This window comes from Streptococcus sp. FSL R7-0248, assembly GCF_037967965.1.
Classification (GTDB): Bacteria; Bacillota; Bacilli; order Lactobacillales; family Streptococcaceae; genus Streptococcus.
In genome coordinates this window covers 1,510,094-1,529,015 of sequence record NZ_CP150201.1, presented here as the reverse complement: position 1 = coordinate 1,529,015, position 18,922 = coordinate 1,510,094, and the positions used below count along the sequence as shown (strand labels likewise).

The window sequence follows — 18,922 nt, the reverse complement described above, 5'->3', positions numbered from 1 at the left end:
AAAATGCTTATATGAAAAGGTTTGATTATTTTCACGAGGATCTAGTTACTAATCATAATTCGTTTTTTATATTGATTAAAAATTAGAGAAAATGCTTGCTTAAAGATTAAAAAAAGGATATGATAGACTTCGGAAGAAGGTTAATAAATGTATAGAGTGCGTGTTTTTTCAATAACGTCTTCGTTTTTTTGACGTGCCTTGGGGTACAAGGATTAACATATAGGAAGATTTTGAATGAAACAAGCAAATCATGTTTTTGAAAAAGTGACAAAGTACGCTATTCGTAAGTTGTCAGTAGGTGTAGGGCCAGTTGCTATCGGGACATTCTTGTTAGCAGGTGGTCTTTTCGTGTCTAAACCAGTTTCGGCGGACCAGGTTACTTCGGATGCGTCGGTACACATGGCCTATGTCACTGAAAATGAATTGACAGCTGAAGAGCAGAAGCAAGTGGTCCATGCTATCCCTAAGGAATATCAAAATGATGATACTTTTTATCTGGTCTATAAACGCAAAGGAGACAGTCAAGCTACTCTTCCACAGACAGGAAGTTCTGACTGGGCAGCGACAGGTTTAGGACTGGCAACAGCGACCATGGCTGTCCTTCTATTTTCAAAAAAACATCGTAAAAAAATTATTGGTTTGGTCTTGATTGGGGCTGCAGGGCAAAGTCTCCTTGTTCCCATAGAGGTTCTTGCCTTGCAAAACAAGGAGTTGCAGGCCTATAATCAGACTCTTACTGTTTCAAATGAAGCAGATTTGGCCAAGGGTGTTATTACAATTGATGGTTATGAGTATGTCGGTTATCTGCGTTACTCAGCTAAGCCAGAGCTTGAACAACCTTTGGAGAATACTATCAAAGGACTTGAGTCTTCAATAAAAGAAGATAATACAGTTAGTCAGGGGACAGCTGATAAGGATAGTAAGGGAATCAGTTGGAAAAAAGGTAGTCAGGAGTCAGGTCACGAGGGCAAAGCCCTAGTTCAACCTGCAAATCCAGAGTATACCGGACCAATCAGTGCTAAAGGCACACAAGAGGTTGGCCACGAAGGCGAAGCCCTAGTTCAACCCACCAATCCAGAGTATACCGGCCCATTCAGTGCCAATGGTACCCAGGAAGTTGGTCATGAGGGTGAAGCAGTGGTTCAACCCACCAATCCAGAGTATACCGGACCAATTAGTGCTAAAGGCACTCAAGAATCAGGCCATGAGGGTGAAGCATTGGTTCAACCCGCCAATCCAGAATATACTGATGTTATCAGTGGTAATGGTACTCAAGAAGTCGGTCACGAAGGCGAGGCCCTAGTTCAACCCGCCAATCCAGAGTACACTGGTTCAATCAGTAGCGATACTACAAGTGCCAATGGTACTCAGGAAGTTGGTCATGAGGGTGAAGCTCTAGTTCAGCCCGCCAATCCAGAGTACACTGGTGTTATCAGTGCTAATGGCACACAAGAAGTTGGCCATGAAGGTGAAGCTCTCGTTCAACCTGCCAATCCAGAGTACACTGGTTCAATCAGTAGCGATATTACAAGTGCCAATGGTACTCAGGAAGTTGGTCATGAGGGTGAAGCATGGGTTCAACCCGCCAATCCAGAGTATACTGGTCCAATTAGTGCCAATGGTACTCAAGAAACCGGTCATGAAGGCGAGGCAGCTGTTCAACCCGCCAATCCAGAGTATACCGGCCCAATCAGTGCTAACGGCACGCAAGAGGTTGGTCATGAAGGCGAGGCAGCTGTTCAACCTGTTAACCCAGACTATACAGGTAAACTGGAAGCCAAGGGTACACAGGAATCTGGTCACGAAGGCGAAGCGGCTGTTCAACCAACGAATCCAGAATATACCGGTAAACTAGAAGCTAAGGGTACACAAGAATCAGGCCACGAAGGTGAGGCCCTTGTTCAACCTGAGAATCCTGTTCATACCCCAGTTGTCGGTAGTATCACAGAGACTGAAACGCAAGCCATCGATTATCCTATCGAAGTGATTACGGATGATAGCAAGTATGTGGATGAAGAAGTGGTTGAACAAGAGGGCCAAAAAGGTAGCCAAGAAATCCAGAAAATTTACCAAACCATTGATGGTGTCAAGGTTGGTGAGCCGACTATTGTGTCAGGTAAGGTTATTGAGGTGCCACAACCTAGAAAAATCCGTCGTGGCAGCAAGCCTCTAGATGGCACAACGACCGAAGAATCTATTGTAGAGCTTCCATTTAAAGAAATTGTCCAAGAAGATGACACACTTGAGAAGGGTACCTTGCAGGTTGTCCAAGAAGGTCAAAAAGGACAAAATAAAATCACCAAGGTTTATAAGACTTACAAGGGTAATAAGACAGCTGAAGAACCTACGGTCACTGAAACAGTGCTAGTGCCTGTCCAAGATCGTATCGTTCGCAAAGGGACTAAGGTATCTGAAAAACCAGTGCTTACGCTGACACAGATTGATAAGGATGATTTGGGTCGCAGTGCTAAACTTAGCTACAACTTGACTAATCCAGGTTCAGCAACTATCACGACTATTAAGGCGGTCCTCAAGCAGGATGGACAAGTTGTTCAAACGCTTGATATTCCTAGCACGACCTTGACTACTGATTTAACAAACTTAGACTATTACAAGCCTTATACTCTTACAACAACCATGACCTTTGATCGTGGCAATGGTGAGGAGAGTCAGGTTTTAGCGGACCAAACTATCCAATTGGATCTCAAGAAGGTTGAGCTTAAAGATTTTGCACGTACAGATTTGATTAAGTATGACAATCAAACAGAAGTGGATGAGACTCGTCTGGCAGCTGTACCTCAGGATCTCACGAATTACTACTTGAAGATGACTTCTGCGGATCAGAAGACCACTTACTTGGCAGTAAAAGCCATCGAAGAAACAACGGTTGATGGCAAGGCGGTTTATAAGGTAACTGCAGCAGCGGACAATTTGGTGCAACGTGATGCCCAAAACCATTTTGCTCAAACCTATAGCTATTACATTGAGAAACCTCAGGCTAGCCAAGCCAATGTTTACTACGATTTTGCTGAGTTGGTCAATGCCATTCAGGCTAATCCTTCAGGTGAATTTAGGCTGGGTCAAAGTATGAGTGCTCGTCACGTCGTTCCAAACGGTAAATCATACATTACGACCGAATTTACTGGTAAGTTGCTAAGTGATGGTGACAAACGCTATGCCATCTATGATTTAGAGCATCCATTGTTTAATGTCATCAATGGCGGAACGATCAAGAATATCAACTTTGAAAATGTAGACATCAATCGCTCTGGTCAAAATCAAATCGCGACGGTTGGATTTAACCTTAAAAACAAAGGTCTGATTGAAGATGTTAAGGTGGCTGGTTCAGTGACTGGTAACAATGACGTTGCAGGTATTGTCAATAAGATTGATGAAGATGGCAAGATTGAAAATGTTGCCTTTCTCGGTAAAATCAACTCTGTTGGTAATAACTCAACAGTTGGTGGGATTGCTGGTTCAAACTACATGGGATTCGTCAACAGAGCCTATGTGGATGCGACTATTACAGCTCAAAATGCTAACGCAAGTATGCTGGTGCCATTTGTCACTTACATGCTCAACAGTTGGAAATCAGGAACGAAGGCTAAGGTAACCAATTCAGTAGCTAAAGGTGTTCTTGATGTTAAAAACACAAGGAATGTCGGTGGTATTGTCGCTAAGACATGGCCTTACGGCGCTGTTCAAAATAATGTGACCTATGCTAAGGTTATTAAAGGTCAAGAAATTTTTGCTTCTAACGATGTCAATGATGAAGACGGTGGCCCATACATCAAAGATCTCTTTGGTGTGGTTGGTTACAGCTCGGCCGAAGATGGTACTGGTAAAGATACTAAGAGTCCGAATAAGCTCAAACATTTGACCAAGGAAGAAGCTGACAAGCGTGTTGAAGGTTACAACATCACAGCTGATACATTTGTTAGCGAGCCTTACGCGTTGAATACGCTTAACAATGTTTCTAGTCAAGCTGATTTTGCCAATATTCAAGACTATAAGCCAGAATACAAGCAGGCTTACAAGAATATTGAGAAATTCCAGCCATTCTATAACAAAGATTATATTGTCTATCAAGCAAATAAACTGGCTAAAGACCACAACTTGAATACCAAAGAGGTGCTCTCAGTGACACCAATGAAAGACAGTAATTTTGTTACAGATCTAAGCGATGCTAACAAGATTATTGTTCATTATGCTGATGGAAGCAAAGACTACTTCAAGCTTTCAGAGAGTTCAGAAGGTTTGAGCAATGTTAAAGAGTACACTGTTGCTGATTTGGGTATCGCGTACACTCCAAATGTCGTTCAAAAAGACCACTCAAGTCTTATCAATGGTATCGTTGATATCCTGAAACCGATTGAGTTGCAGTCTGATCCGATTTACCAAAAACTTGGTCGTACCGGTCCAAACAAGGTCAATGCTATCAAGAACCTCTTCTTGGAAGAAAGTTTTGACGCTGTTAAGGCTAATTTAACTAACCTGGTGACTAAGCTGGTTCAAAATGAGGACCACCAGCTTAACCAATCACCAGCTGCCCAACAAATGATTCTTGACAAGGTTGAGAAAAATAAAGCGGCCCTCTTGTTAGGTTTGACTTACTTGAATCGCTACTATGGTGTGAAGTTTGATGATGTTAATATCAAGGAAATCATGCTCTTCAAACCAGATTTCTATGGTAAAAATGTGGATGTCCTTGACCGTTTGATTGAGATTGGCTCTAAGGAAAATAATATCAGTGGTTCAAGAACATACGATGCTTTTGGTGAAGTTCTCGCCAAAAGTACCCTTTCTAGTGATCTGACCGACTTCCTTAATTACAACCGAAAACTCTTTACCACTATCGACAATATGAATGATTGGTTCATCGATGCTGCTAAGGATAAGGTCTACGTTGTTGAGAAGGCATCTCAAAATGAAGGTGTCGGTGAGCACAAGTATCGTGTTTATGATAACCTTAGTCGTGGTCTCCACCGCAAGATGATTTTGCCATTGTTGAACCTTGATAAGACAGAGATGTTCTTGATTTCTACCTATGACACCATGTCTTATGGTACGGCTAACAAGTACAATACAACCTTAGAGAAGTTGAAACCTGAGATTGATCTAGCCGCTCAACGTCAAATCAACTATCTTGATTTCTGGCAAAGATTGGCTGCGGATAATGTCAAAAACAAATTGTTCAAAGACATTGTCAATCCAGTCTGGGAAGGTTTCTACGTCTGGGGTCATGGTTGGCCAGGTTGGCCAGAGCGCTACGGCCAATTCAAGAACAGTACAGAAGTCTATGCGCCAATCCGTGAAATCTATGGACCAGTCGGTGAGTACTATGGTGATAACGGAGCCATGGCCGGTGCCTATGCTGCCATCTACGACAATCCATACGATAATCGTGCCAAGGTTACCTTCGTCATGTCTAACATGATTAGCGAGTACGGTGCTTCAGCCTTTACCCATGAAACAACTCATATCAATGACCGTATTGCCTACTTTGGAGGCTTTGGTCGCCGTGAAGGAACAGACGTTGAAGCTTATGCCCAAGGGATGTTGCAATCACCAGCTACTCAGGGCCATCAAGGTGAATATGGGGCCTTGGGACTTAACATGGCCTTTGAAAGAGAAAACGACGGTAATCAGTGGTACAACACTAATCCAAACAAGTTGAAGTCGCGTGAAGCCATCGACCGTTACATGAAGGGCTACAATGACACCCTCATGCTTCTTGACTCCCTTGAAGGGGAAGCAGTCCTCAGTCAAGGCAAGCAAGAGCTCAATAACGCATGGTTCAAGAAGGTAGATAAACAGTTACGTGGTAACAGTAAAAACCAATACGACAAGGTGCGTGCTCTAAGTGATAGTGAAAAGGCTATTAACTTGACTTCTATTGATGACCTTGTGGATAATAACTTCATGACCAATCGTGGACCTGGAAATGGAGTTTATAAACCTGAGGACTTCTCTTCTGCCTATGTCAATGTGCCTATGATGTCTGCGATTTATGGTGGTAATACCAGTGAGGGCTCTCCAGGTGCTATGTCCTTCAAGCACAATACCTTCAGACTCTGGGGTTACTACGGCTATGAAAAAGGCTTCTTAGGTTATGCGACCAACAAGTATAAACAAGAAGCCAAAGCGGCTGGTAAGAACACCCTTGGTGATGACTTTATCATTAACAAGATTTCTGATGGTCAGTTCAACTCTCTAGAAGACTTCAAGAAAGCTTATTTCAAAGAAGTCAAAGAAAAAGCGTCACATGGTTTAACGACAGTTACGATTGATGGCACATCAGTAAGTTCTTACGATGATTTGTTAGCCTTGTTTAAAGCGGCAGTCGCCAAAGACGCTGCGAGTCTTAAAACAGATAATAATGGCAATAAATCTGTATCTACAAGCCATACGACAAAACTCAAAGAAGCTGTCTATAAGAAACTCCTACAAGAGACAGATAGTTTCACAAGTTCTATTTTCAAATAATAGATGAAAGAATCCCTTTTGGTAACTGCCAAAGGGATTTTTGAATCTGTTAAGAATATGGGAAGTAGGAGCCTCTAGGTCAGTATTGACAAGGGATTGGGAGAGGTGTGGGGTGAGCTATTAAAACATTTTCTTTTTGAAGGGAGAGAATTTTGTATTTTAATAAATATCACCAAAACTAAAAAATAGCGTTAGAGTGACGAATGTTTTTAATAAAAGATGGTTTGATATAAAAGTATTTTAAAAATTATAAAACTGACAAAATAGGGAATTGTGCTAAATAAAAGCACGAACGTTTTGAAGTTTCAAAGGACTTAGATAAAAGTTTTAAATTAATGTTTTCTAATAAAAGTCAAACTTTTACACAATTATTAGTATATATTTGACAATTTAATAATTATAGTATAAAATGGAAATTGTATATAAAGTAATTTGGATATTGAGGAAATTTATTATTATGAGAGATATGTTTAATAAACGCCAACGTTTTTCATTAAGAAAATACAGCTTTGGTGTAGCCTCTGTACTTTTGGGAGTTTCAATCTTCTCAAATGCACAGGGTGCCCAAGCTGATGAAACGGTAGCACCAACTACCGCAGGTATGGAAACAACTGCTGAGCCAGATGTCGTCGTGGAGCAATCAACGCCAACAACATCAGTAGCTCCAGCAACAACAGAAAACGCACCAAGTTCAGTCTCTACTGTGGCCTTGGCTAGTGAACAACCACAATCAGCAGCTCAAAGCCAAGCAGCTTCAACAACTAGTCAAACAGCAGCTAGTTCAGAAGTAGCTTCTCAGGCTGCATCGCAAGCGAGCTCTGAGTCTGCAACCGCGACTGCTTCATCTGTAGCTACAAGTGCTCAAGCTCTTAGCTCAACAGCTGTAGCAGAAACTCCTGTTGCTGGTCAAGTATCAGCACAAACAAGTGCGGCTACTTCAGTTGCGACTGCAGCAGAAACTGCCAGTGCAGAGTCTACAACTAACGCTGTAAATAGCGTCCTTAAAGTAGCGACTAGCGAGTTAGCTGTGACAAGCAGTGAATTGAATGCTGCTGAAGCAAGTCTTAACTCTGAAAATCTCATCAACGCTATGGGACTTGCGGTATCAAACCGTAGTCTTCGTACAGCTGATGCGGTTGCTGTTTTGACAAATGCTGGAGCAGGCTCAACAAACCCTGACTTGACAAACCTCGGCTACAAACTTGCCTATTTGCCAGAACGTCAACAATACTTTGTTAATATTGATTACATCAACCACCTCAAAGTCGGTCGTGATAACCGTGGAGTAATGAGACCTTATGACTACGTTACAAACGGTAATTACATGGTTGTCGTTAACTACGCTAACCTTGGTATTATTGACTATGTTGATGATGCAGGAAACAAGATTCCTGGATCTTCAACATACCGTATCAACAACTCAACTGAAACAATCACAGCAAACGGTAAGACTTACAATAAAATCTACGATGCTGGTGTAACAGAACTTCCACCAGTACCAGCAGGATACCGTATCAAGTATGCATCTGCTGACAAATCTAAAGCTAATGCTTACGTAGATGTCTTGAAGTCAGAACGTCAATACGACTATAACAACGGTATTGCAACAATTCGTTCAGAACGTTCTTGGGACCGTAACCAAAGTCGTGTGGTTGACCTTGTGCAATTTGCCAATGGTTCACAAGGTTTGGACGCTTCAATTGATGCCAATGGTGGTGGTCAATACCTAGCTCCAGGTTACCGTTACCACATCATCGTTGAAAAAGACACTAAAGATGTTACAAAAACAACAAGTCAAACAGTAACTTACACTGGTGCTGATACAAAGACACCAGCTGCTAATACTCAAAATGACTTTAGCTTCAGCGGTAAAGAAGATCCTACAACTAACACAACAACTTGGACTGAAACGACTCACACTTATGGAACAGTTAAGACTCCAGTTGTTATTGGTTACTACGCCGATAAAGCTGTAGCAGGTGGTAAGACAGTTACTCCGGATGCACCAAATGCAACAGACACAGTGACATACAAGGCCTTTGGTAAATTTATCGCTGTGGATGAAAATGGAAATCCAATTCCAGGTGTATCAACAACTGCCTACACTAACGATCCTAATGATGCGACTAAGATGATTGCCATCGACAAGACGCTTCCAAGTATTCCTGGTTACACTGTTAAGGTTGTCCCTGCATCACCATCAAATCCAGGTGAAGACACTCGTGTCGTTTACGTAGCAATCGTTAACGATGTGACTAAGGCGACGAAACAAACAGTTACATTCCAAGGTGCTGGCGATAAAACTCCAGCTGCAGATGTGAAATCTGACTATACCTTTGCAGGTAAGGATAACCAAGCGACTGGCAAGGTGACTTGGAATGAAACTAGCCACACTTACGGTACAGTTAAGGTTCCTGTTGTTAATGGTTACTATGCCGATAAAGCGGTAGCAGGTGGTAAGACAGTAACTCCAGATGCTCCAGAAGCAACTGATACCGTAACTTATAAGGCCTTTGGTAAATTTGTCATTGTCGATGAAAATGGGAACCCAATTGCAGGTGTGTCAGATACTGCCTACATCAATGATCCTAACGATCCAACTAAGATGATTGCAGTTGACAAGAACTTGCCAACTATCCCAGGTTACACTGCTAAGGTAGTACCTGTAACACCAGGTGACTTGTCTAGCGATACTAAGGTTGTTTACGTTAAGAACGATCAAAAAGCAAGTGTTGTTTACCGTGATGAAACAAGTGGTTCAACCCTTGAAACTGTTGCTTTGGCTGGTAAGTCTGGTGAAGCGGTTAACTATTCAACAGCTGAACGTATCAAACACTATCAAGACCTTGGCTATGTCCTTGTAACAGATGGTTACCCAACTGGTGCAAGCTTTGACTTGGATAGCACAGTTGACCAAGTTTGGACAGTAAGCTTCAAACGTGTAGCACTTGACTTTAATCCAGACAATGCTCACGAACCAGGAACACCAATCTATCCTAACCAACCAAACGGTCCAAAATGGCCAGCTAAGGATGCTTACCTTAAAGATGTGACATACACTGTTCACTATGCAAGCAAAGATAGCAATGCTAAATTGCCAGCAGATAGTGTTCAGAAAGCACAATGGAAACGTTCATTGACGCTTGATTCTGTAACAGGTGATATTCTTACAACTGGTGAATGGAAGGCAGATAAGACTAAGTTTGATCTCGTGATTACACCAATGGTTAACGGTTACTTCGCCGATAAAGGCCGTGTGGCTTCTCAAGATGTCACTATGGACAGCAAGGTTGAGACTGTAACTTACACTAAATTTGGTAAGATTATTGCCGTTGACGAAAAAGGGAATCCAATCCCAGGTGTTGAAGCAGTTACTTACACAAATGATCCTAACGATCCAACTAAGGCTGCTATGACACTTGTTCCTGAAGTGAAAGGTTACAAGGCTGATAAGACTGGTGTGACACCAAGCAACCCTGGTGAAGATACAAAGGTTGTTTACAAGGTGGTTAATGCAGAACCTGCTAAACCGGCAGTTAACAAAGAAGTTGGTACTATCGTTGTTATCTACCGTGACGAGTATGGTAACCAAATCAAGATGCCACTTGTGATCACTAACTCTGTTGGTTCAGAAGTTAATGTTCATGGTGACCGTTACATCTACCGTAACGGTGTGAAATATGAATTGATCCGTCAAGAAGGTAAATCTACAGACAAGATGACAGAAGGTCAAACAGTCGTAACTTACATCTACCGTAAAGTCGAAGATGGCTCAACACCATCAAACGGTAACGGTGGTCAATCTGGAAGTTCAACATCTAAGGCTGTCAAAGCAACTTCAAACGGATCTAAGGGTTCTAAAGGTTCTGGATCTGGCTCAGCAGCTGATGGCGCTTCAGATGGTAAAGGTTCAGATAAGAAGAAATCTGGAAACAAAGATGGTAAGAAGGCAGATGGTTCTGATAAAGCTAAAGAAGGCGACGAACAATTGCCAGTAACAGGTGAGGCAGATAACAACCTCGCAGCAATGGGTGTTGTTGTTATGGGACTTATGGCAGGACTTGCGGCTATGAATCGTCGTAAAAACCAAGACTAAGATTTCCACACCTTATCTCTCATAAATTCTAAAAATAAAATCTCTCTCGAGTGAATTGCTCGGGAGAGATTTTTTGGTTTTGCTTAATTGTAAATGTTAAGGGAATTCTTCTGTATTTTGAAGGTGCTATCGTATTGTAAAGTTTTCTTTGATATAATGATATCGTCGCTATAGTAAAACAAAATAAGAAAGAAGGATTAGGAAAAATGAATAGTGATTCAAATCAGGAGTTTATAGAAAAATTTGAAAAATTCGAAAAAGAGTATTTAAAGAATCCAGACTCAGAGGAAATTGCTAGTGAATACCTCGATATACTTTTTGATTTAGCTTCGAAACAGGAAGATGAACAATCTCTCAGAGAGATAGTGGATAAGGCCTCTATTGTTTATGATGACCATTCATATTCAGAAGACATTGTTGATATTTATCTTATTCTATTGTTTTATTTAGCTACTATACAAGAGGGGGATGAGCAACTCTTAAAGGAGACGTTTAGAAAAGCGTCTATTGTTTATGATGAACATGGCGGATTAGAGAAGGTTGCTAATAATTACCTCTGGATTCTTCGTTCTCTGGTCTCAAAACAGGAGGATGAAGAATCTCTTAAAGATACGGCAGATAAGGCGTCAACTGTTTATGACAACTATTCAGACTCAGATGAAAATGCAAATAATTACCTCTGGATACTATATTATCTAGCTAGACAACAGGAGGACGAACAATCTCTCAAAGAGACAGCAGATAAGGCGTCAACTGTTTATGACAGCTATTCAGACTCAGAGGAAAATGCAAATAATTACCTTTGGATACTATATTTTCTAGCTAAACAACAGGAGGACGAACAATCTCTCAAAGAGACAGCAGATAAGTTGTCAACTGTTTATGACAGCTATTCAGACTCAGAGGAAAATGCAAATAATTACCTTTTGATACTATATTTTCTAGCTAAACAACAGGAGGACGAACAATCTCTCAAAGAGACAGCAAATAAGGCGTCAACTGTTTATGCCAATCATTCAGATTCAGAGGAAAATGCTGATAATTACCTTTGTATACTTCGCTGTCTGGCTTTAAAACAAGAGGATGAGGAATCTCTCAAGGATATAGCAGATACAGCGTCTACTGTTTATGCCAATCATTCAGATTTAAAGGGAATCGCTGAAAATTACTCAACTTTACTATTACATATAGCTTCAAAACAAGAGGATGAGGAATCTCTCAAGGATATAGCAAATAAAGCGTCTGAGGTTTATGAAAGCTATTTAAGTTCAGAGAAAATCGCTAAAAATTATTCAGTTATACTATTCTTTTTAGCTCCAAAACAGGAGGATGAGAAATCACTAAGGAATATAGTGGATAGAGCGTCTGAGGTTTATGCTAAGTATCCAGATTCAGAGAGAATTGCTGGTAATTACTTATGGACACTATATTGTCTGGCTAAACAACAAGAGGATGAGAAATCCCTAAGGGATATAGCAGATAAAGCATCTGAGGTTTATGCTAAGTATCCAGATTCAGAGGGAATTGCTAGTGATTACTTAAGGATACTATATTATTTGGCTAAACAACAAGAGGACGAAAAATCCCTTAAAGAGACAGTAGATAAGGCATCTGCTGTTTATAAAAAGGAGTGGAAGGAAAAATGGGAATTAGATCCTATTTTCCTTAGTATATTGGAGTGTCTAGCTTTAAAACAGGAAAAAGTTGAGGATTTAAATCAGACAGTAGATGTGGCCACGACTATTTATAAAAACCTTAATTATGAAAACCTTGATTATAATAAAGAACTATCTATTGAAATAATAGATATTACTTATCTTAAAATACTTTGTTATCTAGCTTCGAAAGAGAAAGACGGAGAAAAATTAAAGGACATAAAAAGTACAGCCGATGCTATTTATAATAAGTATTCGAATTTTGTTGAGGTTATAAAATTATTCGGTAAGATTCTTATAAGTATGATTAGAATCGAGAATAATATCGAAACTTTAAATAAACATTTAATAGAATTAGAGAGCTTGTTAGGGACTCCTTTAAAAGAAAGAGTTGATTTAGTAGTTGAGATAATAAGTGATATACTTTCTAATCTTAATAAAAAGATTAACCATGGAGAAATAATAGAACAAGCAGAATTAAGGCATTGGGTTGAGAAGTTCATTAATAAATTACATAGTATTGAAAGTGTTCAAAAGACGAATAATGGTATGTTATTACATTTATTAGATGGATATAAGCATGATAGAATTGGAACTGAGTATATCTTAAATATATATAGCTTAGTACTAAAAATAAAATATGAATTAGCTGTAAAAGAATTTCCAAGAAAAGGCTTTGGTCACTATACATCCGCACGAACTCTACAAATACACTTGAACCAAGAAGAAAATATTGCTAAACAAAGAGGATACAAAGTTACTAGTAAGTCAAGGTTATACAACGTTGATTATATGAATGATCCAGAAGAAGGAAAGATTTTAGATAGATACTTATCGCAGCAAAAAGCAAATAAAATTGATGATTCTTTGGAACCAAGTCCATGGTTTTTGATGTGTTTAACCACTGCAATTGATGATTTAGCAATGTGGTCACAGTATGGCGCCAATGCAGAAGGGGTATTTCTTGAATTAAAGAGTGATAGTTTTCAATTGGTAAGCGCTCCTAAAGATATAGACTGGTTGAGTGGACAGTCAAATTTTGGAGAAACTAATAATAACCAAGATAAAGAACATAGTTTATCGGAGCCAGAGTCAAAACAAGAATCAGAAAAAGAAAAACTTTTTCGAATTTGTTATTTAGATGAACATGAGTTAAAGAAGGGGAAACTATTAGTTTCCAGTGAAGATGTTTTGTTAAAAAAGAAAGAGAGAGAAAAAGTTACATCGCTATTAAGTAAGCTTAAAGAAAAAATTGATAATGTATATGAATTGGAAAATCCAGAATTACTTAGTGATGTTAACAAACTATTAGAAGAAATTAGATATCTATTTAAGGCATCGGGTTATAAATATGAAAAAGAATTACGAGTTCTAAGATATGCTACGATAGAATCAATAGCAATTGAATCAAAGGAATCAACAACAAATACATCTACATCAGAAGAACCAAAGGAATCAACAGCAAATGCATCTACATCAGAAGAACCAAAGGTGACTGAACTGATAGGAATACAATATGACAGCGATATGTTGGCAAAACCTTATTTGGAAAGGGAGGACCCAATTCAAATAAAAAGGGTAATTTTCGGACCGAAATTTTCTAGACCAGAGTATGTGACTCCATTGATTAGACTTGTTGATAAGGATATCGAATTTACTACTTCTGAAAGAAAATTCAAGTAATTTTGTGGGAGTAATCGAAAAAATTATTAAACGTAATGTATATTAGGTTTTCTCGAATATTTTCTTCCTGATTATCTCTCATAAATTCCAAAAATAAAATCTCTCTCGAGTGAATTGCTCGGGAGAGATTTTTTGGTCTTTTTAGATAAAAAGTGGGAAAACTATCAAAGCCTGTGAATCTTTTAAGCAGTATTCAGTTTGATAAGGTACAATAGAGTAAGACAAAACGAATGAGGAGACTGTCATGAAGTTTTTACATACGTCAGATTGGCATGTGGGGCGAACCCTCAATGGCTGGTCTTTGTTGGAGGAGCAGGAGTGGGCCTTTCAACAGATTGTGGATTTGGCTATTAGTGAAAAAGTGGATGGGGTTATCATTGCGGGAGACCTCTATGACCGTGCGGTACCGCCTGTGGATGCGATTAAGCTATTTAATAAGACCTTGGCCCGTTTGGTGTTGGAGGAGCAGATTCCTGTCTATGCTATCAGTGGCAACCACGATGGTGCGGAACGTTTGCATTTTGGGCGTGACTTCTTTCAACCTCAGGGCCTTCATTTGAGCACACGTTTGGAGGAGGCTTTTGAGCCTATTGAGTTGAAGGCTTGCCAGATTTTCCTGCTTCCCTTTATTGATCCCATTGATGCTCGTATTTACTATAAAGACGATGAGAATAAGGAAATTCAGGGAATTGGTGATGCCTTGGCCTACATTCTCGAGGATATGGAAAAAGCTTTTGATCCTGACAAGGCCCATGTCTTGGTGGCGCATTTTGCAGTTTCTAAGAAGGATGATAGCGATGGTCAAAGTCTACGGGAATTGATGTTGTCTGAAACTAGCAATACGGTAGGTGGTCTTACCAATGTGACCAGTGACCTTTTCAAGGCTTTCGATTATGTGGCCTTAGGGCATATCCATACGCGCTTTGCCAGTCCGAGCCAGCGCGTGCAATATTCAGGCAGTCCAGTCGACTTTAATGTCAAAGAAGCCAAGCGTAGGGAAGAAAAGGGTGTCTATATTCTTGAATTGGATGCAACTGGAGACTTGTCTCAGACCTTCCATCCTCTAGAGGTCAAACGACCGATTTTGGCCTTGCAGGCGTCTTTTGAAACCTTGATGTCACCTGACTTTTATAGGGAACAGCCTTGTCAAAAGGCTTGGTTTGCCTTTGATATTCAACTGTCTAGCCGTAAGGAGTTAGAGGGTATCAATGTGCGTGCCCGTCTGGAAGAGATTTATGGGACAGACATTGTAGAAATCACTTTCAGTCGTTTGGGTGATGTCAGGGAAGAAAGCTTGACTGTAGATCAGCACTTAAAAGATTTGGAAATGCAATCACCGCAGGAAATTGTCTCTGATTTTTACCAGACAGTGACTGGGGGCGATGTCTTGTCTGAGAGACAAACTGCCCTTGTGGAAAGTATTTTTGAGGAGATTGGAAGGAGTGGACAATGAGACCAGTTCAGTTAGAATTGACCAATTTTGGACCTTATCGTAAGGAAGTCATCAATTTCACCCAGTTTGACCACGCTCCCCTCTTTTTGATTGGTGGGGACACGGGGGCTGGTAAGAGTACCCTCTTTGATGCCATGACGGTTGCCTTGTTTGCGACGACCAGTGGCGACCGCAATGTTGAGGAGATGCGGTCAACCTTCGCTGGTCCAGAGGATGACTTGACCAAGGTAACCTTTTATTTCCAACAAGGCAAGCATCTTTATCGCATTGAGCGGGTGCTCCAGCAGGAGAGAGCCAAGCGAGGTGGGGGCACGACCATGCAAAAGGCGACGGCTTCATTAGTCATTGTGGATAAGATTGGGGGTCAGGAAATTGAAAAGCTTGGGGATAAGATCAAGGAAGTGAGTGACCAGATTGAGCAGATTTTGGGGCTCAATGCTGAGCAGTTCAAACAGATTATTCTCCTTCCGCAAAATGATTTTAGCCGTTTCTTGAAAGAAGATTCTAAGACCAAAACTCAAATTTTGAAGAAAATCTTTGGAACGGGTATTTTTGACCGTTTTCAAAAGAGCTTGGAAGAGCGTCTTCGTCAGAGCAATAAGGATATGGATAAGCGCCAAGCTCAGCTAGATGGCCATTTTGCTAGTCAGGTCTGGTCTGAGGAGGAATTAGCCGTCTTGGCCCAAACGCCAGCCTCTGAAAAATTGGCACGCCTTGAAGAGCTTTTGTCTCAGCGTCAAGAAAGTCTTACGGAGCAAAAAAGCATCTTGAAGGATGCCCATGAGGATTTGGCTAAGCTGCAGAAGAGCTTGCAAACTGCCCAAGATTTGGCAATGATTTTCCAAGAATTGAAGCAAGCCAAGGAACGTTACCGTCTGGAAATTGAGGAAGGTGCTCAAGAACAGGCAGAGGCTAAAGTGCATCTGGAGGAATTGCAGTTTGCCCAAGGGTTGCAAGAAACTATTAGTAGCCTCAAACAATATCAGAAACAGTTATTGCAATTAGAGCAGGATTTTGAAATCGCTCAGGAAGAATTGAGTGAAAAGCAGCAGGCTTTTGAGGGAGTTAAGGCACAAAAAGAGGCACTCGCAGCTCAATCTAAGGACTCTCTTCAAAAAGAAGAGGAGCTTGAAACTTGGAAAGAGGATATTATCTATGCTCAGAGTCTTGTCCGAGAGCAGGAGAAAATCAAACGTTCACGTACTAACTACAAGCAGTTGGAAGAAACCTATCAACAGGCGTCGAAAAAGATTGAGCTCCTCAACCAGTCCTTGTCAGATTTGGAGGCCAATCGCCTAAGTTTAGATAGCTTGCATGAAGCCGAAAAACTCCTCCAGTCTGTGGGTTACAGTGTGGATAATCAACTGGCTCAGGACCTGAAAGAAAAAGAGGACTTGAAGCAGGAGTTGGCCAAGACGGAAAAACGTCAACAAGGGTTATCTTTGGATATTGACCAAGCTCAAGAAAGTCTCAAGGAATTGGAAGACCAGTTAGCAACCACTTTAGCTTCACGTCGTCAACTCATGATTGCCCAGTTGCAGGCAGAATTAGAGGATGGACAGCCATGTATGGTTTGTGGTTCCATTGACCATCCTAAGGTCGATGGGACAAAGGCGAATGAAGCGGACTTGAAGGATCTCATGAATCAGGTGGAGGAACTTCAAGCTCAAAAAGAAAGGCAAGTGGCTACCTTGTCAAATCGTCAGGCTACCTTGAGCGAGGTTGAATCTAAACGTCAAGATTTGCTTGACCAAGTAGCTAAAGTCAAGTTAACTCTTGAAAAACACTATCTAGAACTCCAAGAGCAAGTTAAGGGACAATTTGATTTTGATTTTGCTGAGGACTATGAAGCAGACTGTGGACAAACCATACTCCGAAAGGTTGAACAGTATTATCAAGAGCTACACAAACGCTTTGATAAGGAAGAGGCAGATCGTCTCCATTATCAAGATGAGTTAGCCAAGGTTCAGGAAAAATCGATAGATTTGGCTAAAGCCTATCAAGAGGCTAAGGCGGCGCTTGACCAAGCCAAGGAACGTCTTAAGGAGTTACAAGAAGCTCATCAAGAGCTTGAATCTGTTGAGGTTTATCAAGAACGTATTTCCCTAGCAAAGCAGGAGTTGGACCTCTACAATAAGCAAGTCAAGGAAAATAGTGAAGCCTACAACCAACTTCATGCCGACATTCAAGGAATCAGGGGGCAACTTGAGAGCCTAACCAAGTCTAAAGAAAATGCTAGCCAAGAAACTAAGCATTTATCGGCTGAAATAGACCAAAGTCTTATGGCTGAAGGGGCCCTCACCAATGACCTAGAGCAAATCCAGCTTTGGCTTCTTGAGGTGAACAAGCAAGCCATTCCTAAGCTCCAGGCTCAATTGACAAGCTACCAAACTCTTAAACAAGAGTTGAAGGCGCAGATTGTCAAGGGTCAAGAGCTTATCAAAGACCAAGAAAAGCCGGACCTTGGCAATCTAACACAAGCAGTAGAGGCTAGTCAGGAGAGCTATGATAAGCAGCTGGCTCAGGTTTCTGTCATGGAGCAGGGGCTTAAGGATGCGACGGCTACCTACCAAGCGGCCAAAACCCTTCAAGACAGTAATCAAGAGGCCTTTAAAGCTCACCAAGAACTCAGTGATTTGGTTAAGGTGGTTAAGGGAGAAAATACAGCACTAACTGGACGACTCAATCTTGAAGTCTATGTTATCCGTCAGTATTTCCAACAAATCTTGGACTATGCCAATGCTAACTACATCGGTCTCTTAACGGATAACCGCTATTCCTTTGTTCTGAGTGAAGAAGGGCGTCGGGCGCGTGATCACTTCGGCTTAGACATCAATGTCTATGACCAGCTGACAGGTAGCGAGCGTTCCGTCAAATCCTTGTCTGGAGGAGAAACCTTTATCGCTGCACTGGCTATTGCCCTATCCCTCTCAGAGGTGGTGCAAAATACCAGCAAGGGTGCTGTTGTTGAAGCTCTCTTCATCGACGAAGGGTTTGGCTCACTGGATAAGGAAGCCCTGACCAAAGCTATCGCTGTTCTGGAACAAATCGGTGAAAACCGTATGGTCGGTGTCATCAGTCACGTGGACGACATGAAAGAAGGCATCGCCCAACAATTAGCTATCATCAAGTCGCATGATGGCAGTAGCCGTATTAAGATTGTGGATAAAGGGTAAGAGAAGTCAAGGGGTTAAAAACTCTCGTCAAAACGTTTTAATTATTCTAAGAGATAGTTTCTCATCGGAGCTATCTCTTTTTCTATCCACCTATTTCAATCTTCCTAACTATCAGTTTTTTTTGAAAATAAAAGGAAATTTATTTGAAAAAAATCCCTCATAAAAAAGTTAATCTATTAGAAAATTAAGTGATACTATGTTATAATTTAATATGGTTAAGTCTCGATAAAATCAAGGAAAAAGTGTATAGAATGTGTTTACGATCTTTATATCTTGTGACCGTAAAATGCTTGTCAGATTCTTAGACTGTTCCTTGCTATCTTATGAAAGTTTGAGACAGGAAAATAAAAAAATGTATTAGCTAGAAAAAATA

5 protein-coding genes are annotated in these 18,922 nt (G+C 40.8%); all 5 read left to right on the top strand.

Features of this window, described 5'->3' with window-relative positions; genetic code table 11:
- Positions 1-234 precede the first annotated feature (234 nt).
- A complete protein-coding gene (locus NYE32_RS06960) occupies positions 235-6,486 on the top strand; it encodes a ZmpA/ZmpB/ZmpC family metallo-endopeptidase (RefSeq protein ID WP_339156936.1) in 6,252 nt (2,083 codons plus the stop codon).
- 457 nt (positions 6,487-6,943) lie between these two features.
- Positions 6,944-10,582 (top strand): YSIRK-type signal peptide-containing protein, encoded by a 3,639-nt coding sequence (locus NYE32_RS06955; RefSeq protein WP_339156935.1) that lies wholly within the window; start codon positions 6,944-6,946, stop codon positions 10,580-10,582.
- Positions 10,583-10,788: 206 nt separating this feature from the next.
- Complete coding sequence (locus tag NYE32_RS06950; RefSeq protein ID WP_339156934.1) at positions 10,789-13,920, top strand: DUF2971 domain-containing protein; 3,132 nt, start codon at positions 10,789-10,791, stop codon at positions 13,918-13,920.
- Positions 13,921-14,164: 244 nt separating this feature from the next.
- On the top strand, positions 14,165-15,373 hold the full coding sequence (locus NYE32_RS06945; RefSeq protein WP_339156933.1) for an exonuclease SbcCD subunit D: 1,209 nt from the start codon (positions 14,165-14,167) through the stop codon (positions 15,371-15,373).
- The gene (locus tag NYE32_RS06940) at positions 15,370-18,549 is read left to right on the top strand and encodes an SMC family ATPase (RefSeq protein WP_339156932.1); all 3,180 of its coding nucleotides are present in this window, start codon (positions 15,370-15,372) and stop codon (positions 18,547-18,549) included. The genes NYE32_RS06945 and NYE32_RS06940 overlap by 4 nt, the downstream gene beginning before the upstream one ends.
- Positions 18,550-18,922: the final 373 nt, after the last annotated feature.

What these genes read in the sequence shown, in the direction of transcription:
- NYE32_RS06955 (WP_339156935.1), top strand. Translation starts at nt 6,944, where the DNA reads ATGAGAGATATGTTTAATAAACGCCAACGTTTTTCATTAAGAAAATAC.
- NYE32_RS06950 (WP_339156934.1), top strand. Translation starts at nt 10,789, where the DNA reads ATGAATAGTGATTCAAATCAGGAGTTTATAGAAAAATTTGAAAAATTC.
- NYE32_RS06940 (WP_339156932.1), top strand. Translation starts at nt 15,370, where the DNA reads ATGAGACCAGTTCAGTTAGAATTGACCAATTTTGGACCTTATCGTAAG.
- NYE32_RS06960 (WP_339156936.1), top strand. Translation starts at nt 235, where the DNA reads ATGAAACAAGCAAATCATGTTTTTGAAAAAGTGACAAAGTACGCTATT.
- NYE32_RS06945 (WP_339156933.1), top strand. Translation starts at nt 14,165, where the DNA reads ATGAAGTTTTTACATACGTCAGATTGGCATGTGGGGCGAACCCTCAAT.